Here is an 8,160-nt window from a genome sequence, read left to right on the forward strand (position 1 = left end):
GGGGGGCCCGGGGCGAGGAGGCCACGCTCGCGAGGTGCTACAAGAGCGTCTTCGCCCTGGTGGAGCAGCACGGCCTGCGCTCGGTGGCGTTCCCGTCCATCTCCACGGGCGTGTACCGCTTCCCCATCGAGCGGGCGGCGCTCATCGCGCTCCGGGAAATCCGGGCGGCGCTCGGGCGGCTTCCCCAGCTGGAGAAGGTGACGGTGGTGCTCTTCTCCCAGGCGGACCTGGAGACCTACCAGCGAGCCCTCGCGGCGCTGTCGTCAGAGGGAGGCGGGGGCGAGAATGTGTGAACGAGAAAAACTGGGCTAGAGTTTCGCCCACGTCCTTTCTTCGTCGGAGCATCACATGTCTCAGGATAACGCCCCCGCCAAGCCCAAGCGCGGGCTCAAGCGGCCCATCGAGGTCGTTCGCGCCGAGCTGCTGAACGACGCGGACACCAAGAAGATCGCCAAGGCTGTCGGCATGAAGCTGGAGGACTACGTGGAGCTGGTCCTCAAGTACGCGCAGGACAAGGACCTGGAGCCGGAGCTCAACATCGTCCCCGACGAGGAGCTCAAGAAGAACGGCATCACCCCGGTGACCTCCGATGAGGCCGCGGATCTGCTCATCCGGGGCATGAAGGGCGAGCTGCCCGGGTCGGCGCCGGACTTCGACAATTCCAAGTTCGAGAAGTCCACCCCGGGCACCGCGGGCAAGCCCTCCCTGAACGCGGACGCGCCTCCGTCGACGACGACCCAGGCTCCCTCCACGGGGGGGAACCAGGACGCCGCGGCCCGGCAGGCGATGTTGGATCAGATCAAGCGGGGCGGTGGTGGCAGGGCCTGAGGTCCTGCCCCGGGGGGCGGAAGTCCGGAGAAATTCTCACGGAAATTCTGGCGGAAACTATTCAGCCGCCCTGTCGAGAATCACTTCGAGTCTTCCTTCTCCCAAAAACTTCCGCGTCCCCCGCGAACTTTGAGGTGTCACCATGGGCCTGTTCGACAAGCTGAACCCCGCGAAGCTGTTCCAGAACGTCATCAAGACCGTTGGCACCGCGGCGGAGAAGGTCGGCGGCATCGCCGGTGGCATCGCGAAGTTCGGTGAGAAGCTCCTGGGCTTCCTGAAGAAGCCGGCCTCGGAGATCATCGAGCCCATCACCAACAAGATCAGCGAGCAGATCAACAAGATCCCCTACGTGGGCAAGTTCCTGGCCCCGGTGGTGGACGGCCTGCTGAAGCAGGGCGTGACGTCGCTGGTCGGCGAGGGCCCCATCGGCGGCATCGGCGCGCTGGCGAAGGCCACCTCGAAGATCGAGGACGTGACCAAGGTCGCCGAGCAGGTTCGCGCTGGCGCCGAGAAGGTGGGCGCGTGGACGGACAACGTCCTCGGTCAGCAGAACGTGCAGAACATCATCGCGCAGCGCCACGCCGCCTTCATCGAGTAAGGCACCTCGCGCCCCTGGCGCGATGAGGTGGCAAGCCAGAGGGCCGGTCCTCCGCCAACGCGGGGCCGGCCCTTCGGCTTTGCGGGGCATGTGACGAGGGCCGGTCCTCCGAGAGAGAGGCGCCGGTCCTTCGGCTTTGTGGGCATGCGACGAGGGCCGCACCTCCGAGAGGGAGCCGCTGGCCCTTCGGCTTTGTGGGCATGCGACGAGGGCCGCACCTCCGAGAGAGAGGCGCCGGCCCTTCGGTTTGTGGGCATGCGACGAGGGCCGGTCCTCCGAGAGAGAGGAGCCGGCCCTTCGGTTTGTGGGCATGCGACGAGGGCCGGTCCTCCGCCACGCGGGGCCGGCCCTTCGGCTTCACGGGGTGGAGACGGGAGCGGGTCCCGCGCGGGAGGCGGGGCCCGTCCTGGGTCCATGCGGAGCGCGGCCTGCGCTTCGGACGGGCCGATACCCGCGAGGGTCGAGCTGTCGCTCGGGCTCGGCTCACGCGACAGGGGAGGCCGGATGATCCTCATTCCTCGAGAATCGGGAGCCCGAAGTCATACTGTGAGTGATTGAGTCCACCCGGCTCGCGAGGCCAGGAGATTCGTGGCGTGGCCGGAGGGGAGCGGCGAACTGGCGGCCTCACACGCGCGATGGGAGCGCCGCTCCGCGGATCAATCATCCCGGATCCACGGGCCCTGCCCGCCTCACGCCTCTTCGCGCATCAGCCGCTTCACGTCGACGAGGAGCCGGTCCGTCGAGTCGCTGTCGGCGCTGTCGTAGTACCCGCGAATCTCCCCCTTCGAGTCCACGAGGACGAAGTGGGAGCCGTGGAAGATGGAGGTCAGGTCATCCTCGGGGGCGCCGGCCTCGCGGCCCATGCTGACCTTGAAGCCCTGGACGATGACGGCCTGGAGGACGGCGTAGTCGCCAGTGAGGAAGCTCCAGCGGGCGAAGTTGGCGCCGTGCGTCTGGCCGTACTCGGCGAGGCGCTCGGGGGTGTCGTACTTCGGGTCGACGGAGAAGGAGACGAGCTGGAGGCCCGTGCCGTGGGCGTCGGTGCTCTTCTGCACGTGCGCCATCTTCCGGGTGAACGCGGGGCAGATGGTGGGGCAGCGAGTGAAGATGAAGTTGGCGATGTAGGGGTGCCCGCGGAGCTGGGCATTGCCGAAGGGCTGTCCGTCCTGCCGGGTGAACGAGAAGTCCGGGAGGGTGCCGAGCCGGGGCAGCGGCTCGCTGCTTCCGCGCACCAGGGACAGGCCCAGGGCGGCGGTGAGTCCCAGGGCGATGACGGCCAGGCCGGCCCAGAAGGCGGGGCGCTGGGTGAGACGGGCCTGGGGGAGCGCGAGGGGCGATTCGGCGGACATGGGCCTGGGACTAACGAAAGGCCTGGGAGGGCACAAGCGCCGAGGTGTCGCAGGGGCCAACCCGCCTACTCGCGAGGTGTAGTCGGTGACAGGCCACCCCGGTGGGCAGCCGAGCCGAGGAGGGCCTCGGCTTGAGGCGGCCACTCTCGCGTGCTAGCCGGGAGGGCGGTGATGAACGGTGAGCGCTCCAACCCGGGTCGACGAGCCGCATCCCGCCCCCCGGGAGCGGGCAGAGGCATCTTCGTCCGGTCCGAGGCTCGACCGGCGTGCTGCCCCGGCTCGACACCCAAGGGCGGCCGAGGCCACGAGCCTCCTCGAGGCGCCTCTGCGCGCCCGTCGCTCGCCCCAACCTGGGAGGACTGCCGGGACGAAGAGTCCTTCCGAGGTGCCACCGCGCCTCTGGCTTCCCACCCGACGCCCGAGGAAGGCCGAGGCGGCGAGTCCCCTCGAGGCGGCTGGCGCCGGTGGACCGCCCGGTCTTCGATGTCGGGCGTGAAGCCCTCACGGAGCACCACGTCTCGTCGATGTGTCGCGAGCCAGGCGCACGCCGCCGCATCCCTCATGCTGACGCTCCTGTCCCTGCTGCCCGTGGAGGCCTGGGCCTGCGCGACGTGCTCGCTCAGGGAGCCGGAGTCCGCGGTGCGCTCGGTGCTGCTCGTGGTGGGCTTGATGCTCACGCCCTTCGTGGTCCTGGGCGTGGGCGTGTGGGCCGTGCGTCGCGCCAGCCGTGAGGACACCCGGAAGGACCCGACATGAGCACCCCCGTCGAAGGGGCCGCCCCTGTCTCGACGGACACGGAAGCGCCCTCCGGGCTGATGACCCTCGCGTTGCCCGAGAACGCGAGCACCCGCGGCCCTCGCATCGACGCGCTGCTCGGGTGGAGTCACCGCTTCGAGGCGGGCCTCGCGGCGATTGCGCTCGGCTGGATGCTCATCGCGGTGTGGCGCTTCCGGGGCGCGAGGCGCGCGGCCTCGGACGGAGGCACCAAGCGCTCCATCGCCTTCGTCCTCGGCCTGGCGCTGACCACATTCCTCATCGTGGACGGGACGCTGCTGGTGGGCTCGGAGGGCTACCTGCGGGACGTGCTGTGGAACCTCCAGGTCCCCGCCGAGGACCCGCGCACGGTGCGCATCGAAATCAACGCGCACCAGTGGTCCTGGGAGGCGCGCTACGCGGGCGAGGACGGCCGCTTCAACACGCCCGATGACGTGGTGACGTGGAACGACCTGCGGGTCCCCGCCGGCGTCCCCGTCTGGGTGCAGCTCGTCTCCACGGACGTGGTGCACGGCTTCTCGTTGCCGCACTTCCGCGTGAAGGTGGACGCGATTCCAGGCCGCGTGAACCAGACCTGGTTCCAGGCCGAGCGCGAGGGCACGTGGGAGGTGGCCTGCTACCAGCACTGCGGCACCAGCCACTACCGGATGCGCGGTGAGCTGCGCGCCCTGTCCTCGGAGGCGTACGCCGCGTGGCTGCGCGAAGCGGGGCGACAGGCGCTCCAGGCGTACGACGCGGACGACGTCGCGGCCCACTGGGGCTGGGACTGGAGGACGCCGTGAGCGTCGACCACAAGCAGGTGGCCCGGCGCTACCTGTGGAGCGGGCTGGGCTTCCTCCTCCTGGGCGGACTGCTGGCGCTGCTCATCCGCTGGCAGTGGGCGTGGCCGGGGCAGCCCGTGCCTGGGCTCGCGTGGGCGCTGCCCGAGTCCCGAGGCGCGCTGACGCCGCCCACGTACACCTCCGTCTTCACCATGCACGGCCTGGTGATGATCTTCTTCGCGGTGACGCCGCTGCTCTTCGGCGCGCTGGGGCACTTCGTGTTGCCCCTGGCCATCGGCGCGCGGAGGCTCGCGTTCCCCCGGCTGTCGACGCTGGGCTTCTGGGTCTACGCGCTGGGCGGCGCCCTCGTGCTCGCCTCGTTCGCGGTGCGGCTGGGGCCCGCGAGCGCGGGGTGGACGGCCTACCCTCCGCTGTCGACCACCGCGTTCACCCCGGGCCTGGGCCAGACGTTGGTGACGGTGGCGGTGTTGTGCGCGGGTGTCTCGGCCTTCACGTACGGGCTGAACTTCGTCGTCACGGTGGCGCGATGCCGAGCGCCCGGGATGACCTGGGGCCGACTGCCGCTCACCGTGTGGGGCCTGTTCTTCGCGTCGGTGTTGAACGTGCTCTTCGTGCCGGTGCTGGCGGCCGCCACCGTGTTGCTGTTGATGGACCGGTTGCTGGGGACACAGTTCTTCATCGCGGGCGCGGCGGCGGTGGGCGGCGGCGGGGACCCGGTGGTGTACCAGCACCTGTTCTGGCTGTTCGGCCACCCGGAGGTCTACATCCTCATCCTGCCCGCGTGGGGCATGGTGGGGGACCTGGTGTCCTTCTTCAGCCGCAAGCCCGCGCACGGCTATCGCCTGACGGCGGGGGCCATGGGCGTGGTGTCCGCGCTGAGCGGGCTGGTCTACGCGCACCACCTCTTCACCAGCGGGATGTCGCCCTTGTTGGGGCGCACGTTCATGGTGTTGACGCTGCTCATCTCGCTGCCGGCGGAGGTGATGTTCCTCAACTGGCTGATGACGCTGTGGCGCGGCAGCGTGCGGCTGACCTCGCCGATGCTCGCGGCGCTCTCGACGATGGGGGTGTTCGGACTGGGCGGCATCACCGGGCTCGCGCTGGGGGCGGTGGCCACGGACGTGCCCCTGCACGGGACGCTGTGGGTGGTGGGGCACTTCCACCTGACCATGGGCGCGGCCAGCTTCCTGGGCGTCTTCGCGGGGCTGTACTTCTGGTTCCCCAAGATGTTCGGGCGACAGCTTCACGAAGGGCTCGCGAAGGCGCACGTGGTGTCGAGCGCGGTGCTGTTCCTCGGGGTCTTCGGCGGACAGCTCGCGGCGGGCTACGCGGGACAGCTGCGCCGGCTCTATGACCCGTACCAGTACACGTACCTGAAGCACCTGCTGCCGCTGAACCAGTGGACCACGGCGTGCGCGTTCCTGCTCGGGGCCGCGCAGGTGTTGTTCGTCGTGAACCTGGTGTGGACGCTCTGGCGCGGGCGCGTGGCGGACGCGAACCCGTGGCAGGTGGGCACGCTCGAGTGGACGTGCGCGGCCAGCCCTCCGAGCGACGAGAACTTCGAGCAGCTCCCCGTCGTGCTGCGCGGGCCACATGCCCTGTCCCAGCCGGAGGTGCTGGAGCAACTGGGCCGCGACTGGGTGGGGCAGGCGGAGGCGCTGCCCGCGGAGTCTCCAGCCATCAGCAGCCCGCTGCCCCTCCTGGAGCGCACGTCATGAGCCCGCGGCCCGAAGCGGACACCCGGGCCGAGGCGACCCAGTGGCTCGGCACGGTGCTGGGCCTGTCCGCGTGGGCGATGTTCTTCGCGGCGCTCGTGTTCGCGGTGGGCTGGTACCGGATGCGCGAGGCGTGGCCGTCGCCGCGGGTGCCCACGTGGGGTCTGGGCCTCACGGGGCTCCTGCTCGTCGCGGGGAGCGCGGCCCTGCACCTGGGCTCACGCCGCGAGGGCCCTCGTCCCCTGTGGGCAACTTGGGGAGTGTGGGCCGCGGGGCTCGGGTTCCTCGGGCTCCAGGCGATGTGGATGCACCGGGCCTGGTGGACCGAGCACCTGCGCATCCCCGAGAGCGGCGTGTCCGCGTCGGCCTTCCATGGTCTCACCGCGCTGCACGCGCTGCACGTGCTCGCGGTGGAGCTCGGGCTCTTCGCCTGCTGCTGGCGTCATCTGCGCGGAGCGGACGTGCGAGCCTCCTGGCGGACCTGGGCCCTGGGCTGGCACTTCGTGACGGTGACGTGGGTGTTCCTCTTCATCGCGGTGTACCTCCCATGACCTCTCGTGTGCTGTCGGCCCTGCTGCTCCTGGTGTCGCTCGCGGGGTGTCGCTCGAGGAGCTCGCCCACGTTCGAGCCCCTGAGGCTCGCCGACGGCCGCGTCCTCTCCGAGGAGACGCTGGTGCGTGGGCACTCGGTGTACGCGTACTACTGCGCCTCCTGTCACGGAGCGCAGGGCGACGGGCAAGGCCCGGCGGGACGGGGCATGCGGCCCGTGCCTCGCAGCTTCCGTCAGGGACTGTTCAAGTTCGGCGGCGTCTCCGTCGGAGAGCTGCCCACGGACGAGGCGCTGAAGCGCACGCTGCGACGAGGGCTCCATGGCACGCCGATGTTCGCGTGGGACGTGCCCGACGCGGACCTCGACGCGGTGGTGCAATACCTCAAGACCTTCAGCCCTCGCTGGAAGGAAGAGGCTCCGGGCAAGCCGCTGGAGATGTCACCCGACCCGTGGCGAGGCCGTGAGGCGGAGGCCATCGAGCGGGGCCGCGTCGCCTACCACGTGTCGGGCGCGGGCAACGCGGGCTGCGCCAGTTGTCACGTCGCGTACCTTCCGCGCGCGGAGCTCGCCGCGTTGATGAAGAAGGCCTCGGGTCGCGACGTGGACCTGTCCAAGGTGGACCCCTACACCGCGCAGGTCCGTGAGTCCGACCACCCCGTGGAGGTGGACGCGAACGGCGAGCCCACGCGCACGCAGAAAGTGCTCCCGCCAGACTTCCTCTTCCAGCCCCTGCGCACTATCTGGCCCGTGGGAGAAACCATCGAAGGCGCGCCGTACACACCCGAGCGTCAGCGCGAGGACCTCTACCGGGTCATCGCGGCGGGCGTGGGCGGCGCGGCCATGCCGACGTGGAAGGGAGCCATTCCCGAGGAGAACCTGTGGGCGCTCGCGTACTACGTGCAGACGCTGGTGGTGCTGCGCGACACGGACGAGGCCGCTGTGCTGGGGGCGCGGCTGCGCGGCTCCACGATGAACTGAAGAGGAGGCCACGCCCGCTCGGGCCCACGCGCGTGCTCCGCGCGCGGGAGGCTTCAGGTCCCCGCAACGTCGTCCCCCCGCGCCAGGGCATGGCTGCCGCCGCCCTCGTTGGTCCAGACATCCTGGTCCAGCAGGTGGTTCCTCCAGGTGGAGGGCGCGGTGGCGGGGACACCCCGCGTCGTGCCCCCGAAATCCAGCAACCGCAAGAGGTTCTCCTGAGGGGTGATGCGATAGGAGAACCAGAGCCCGCCGAGCTCCACGAGGTGCTCGCCCGCGTCCAGGCCGGCGATGTCACTGCGGCTCGGCCCCCCGTCCACGGCGGAGTATCTCCGGGGCGCCAGCTCCGCCATCGCCAGCAGATGCAGCGCGACGGCCATGCGCATCTCATTGGGCAGTTGCCAGTATGCGTGGTGGAGATGGAGCGGGATGTCGACCGTGTACGAAGGCATGGCGGACCTCGGGCGGCCCGCCGCGCGACTCGCGAGAAGGACAGCTTGAAAGGGGAGGGTTGAGCTTCTTGAGGATGGACACGGAGGTGGCCGCGGACATGGAGCGGCGGGCCACTCGCCCGCCGAGGGGGCTCGGG

General features: G+C 70.2%; 10 protein-coding genes. 8 read left to right on the forward strand and 2 right to left on the reverse strand.

Going from position 1 to position 8,160, the window contains the following annotated elements:
• The 3 genes from FL311_RS38175 to FL311_RS38185 form a co-directional block, all read left to right on the forward strand.
• On the forward strand, positions 1–293 hold a 293-nt coding region (locus FL311_RS38175), incomplete at its 5' end, for a macro domain-containing protein (RefSeq protein ID WP_194869541.1).
• A gap of 55 nt (positions 294–348) precedes the next feature.
• Positions 349–828 (forward strand): hypothetical protein, encoded by a 480-nt coding sequence (locus tag FL311_RS38180; RefSeq protein WP_141332586.1) that lies wholly within the window; start codon positions 349–351, stop codon positions 826–828.
• 142 nt (positions 829–970) lie between these two features.
• On the forward strand, positions 971–1,426 hold the full coding sequence (locus FL311_RS38185; protein WP_194869542.1) for a hypothetical protein: 456 nt from the start codon (positions 971–973) through the stop codon (positions 1,424–1,426).
• Between the two features lie 689 nt (positions 1,427–2,115).
• On the opposite strand, the gene FL311_RS38190 is transcribed toward FL311_RS38185, so the two are convergent.
• Complete coding sequence (locus FL311_RS38190) at positions 2,116–2,775, reverse strand: SCO family protein (RefSeq protein WP_141332587.1); 660 nt, start codon at positions 2,773–2,775, stop codon at positions 2,116–2,118.
• Positions 2,776–3,336: 561 nt separating this feature from the next.
• Between FL311_RS38190 and FL311_RS38195 the strand changes: the two genes are divergently transcribed.
• From FL311_RS38195 to FL311_RS38215, 5 genes are read left to right on the forward strand one after another with little or no spacing between them, the layout of a single operon-like run.
• Positions 3,337–3,531, forward strand: a complete 195-nt coding sequence (locus FL311_RS38195) for a hypothetical protein (RefSeq protein ID WP_141332588.1) — start codon at positions 3,337–3,339, stop codon at positions 3,529–3,531.
• The gene (locus FL311_RS38200) at positions 3,528–4,331 is read left to right on the forward strand and encodes a cytochrome c oxidase subunit II (protein WP_141332589.1); all 804 of its coding nucleotides are present in this window, start codon (positions 3,528–3,530) and stop codon (positions 4,329–4,331) included. The genes FL311_RS38195 and FL311_RS38200 overlap by 4 nt, the downstream gene beginning before the upstream one ends.
• The gene (locus tag FL311_RS38205; protein WP_228557351.1) at positions 4,328–6,049 is read left to right on the forward strand and encodes a cbb3-type cytochrome c oxidase subunit I; all 1,722 of its coding nucleotides are present in this window, start codon (positions 4,328–4,330) and stop codon (positions 6,047–6,049) included. The genes FL311_RS38200 and FL311_RS38205 overlap by 4 nt, the downstream gene beginning before the upstream one ends.
• The gene (locus FL311_RS38210; RefSeq protein ID WP_141332590.1) at positions 6,046–6,597 is read left to right on the forward strand and encodes a cytochrome c oxidase subunit 3; all 552 of its coding nucleotides are present in this window, start codon (positions 6,046–6,048) and stop codon (positions 6,595–6,597) included. Before FL311_RS38205 ends, FL311_RS38210 begins: the two co-directional genes overlap by 4 nt.
• Entirely contained in the window at positions 6,594–7,574 is a 981-nt protein-coding gene (locus FL311_RS38215) for a cytochrome c (protein WP_141332591.1), read from the forward strand. The genes FL311_RS38210 and FL311_RS38215 overlap by 4 nt, the downstream gene beginning before the upstream one ends.
• 53 nt (positions 7,575–7,627) lie before the next feature.
• Here FL311_RS38215 and FL311_RS38220 read toward each other — a convergent pair whose 3' ends face one another.
• Positions 7,628–8,023: a hypothetical protein gene (locus tag FL311_RS38220; protein WP_141332592.1), complete on the reverse strand. Its 396-nt coding sequence runs from the start codon at positions 8,021–8,023 to the stop codon at positions 7,628–7,630.
• Positions 8,024–8,160: the final 137 nt, after the last annotated feature.

Source organism: Myxococcus sp. AB025B (assembly GCF_006518215.1).
Lineage (GTDB): Bacteria > Myxococcota > Myxococcia > Myxococcales > Myxococcaceae > Myxococcus > Myxococcus fulvus.

Coding starts and splice junctions, on each gene's coding strand:
- FL311_RS38200 (WP_141332589.1), top strand. CDS start 3,528: ATGAGCACCCCCGTCGAAGGGGCCGCCCCTGTCTCGACGGACACGGAA.
- FL311_RS38190 (WP_141332587.1), bottom strand. CDS start 2,775: ATGTCCGCCGAATCGCCCCTCGCGCTCCCCCAGGCCCGTCTCACCCAG.
- FL311_RS38215 (WP_141332591.1), top strand. CDS start 6,594: ATGACCTCTCGTGTGCTGTCGGCCCTGCTGCTCCTGGTGTCGCTCGCG.
- FL311_RS38180 (WP_141332586.1), top strand. CDS start 349: ATGTCTCAGGATAACGCCCCCGCCAAGCCCAAGCGCGGGCTCAAGCGG.
- FL311_RS38220 (WP_141332592.1), bottom strand. CDS start 8,023: ATGCCTTCGTACACGGTCGACATCCCGCTCCATCTCCACCACGCATAC.
- FL311_RS38210 (WP_141332590.1), top strand. CDS start 6,046: ATGAGCCCGCGGCCCGAAGCGGACACCCGGGCCGAGGCGACCCAGTGG.
- FL311_RS38195 (WP_141332588.1), top strand. CDS start 3,337: ATGCTGACGCTCCTGTCCCTGCTGCCCGTGGAGGCCTGGGCCTGCGCG.
- FL311_RS38185 (WP_194869542.1), top strand. CDS start 971: ATGGGCCTGTTCGACAAGCTGAACCCCGCGAAGCTGTTCCAGAACGTC.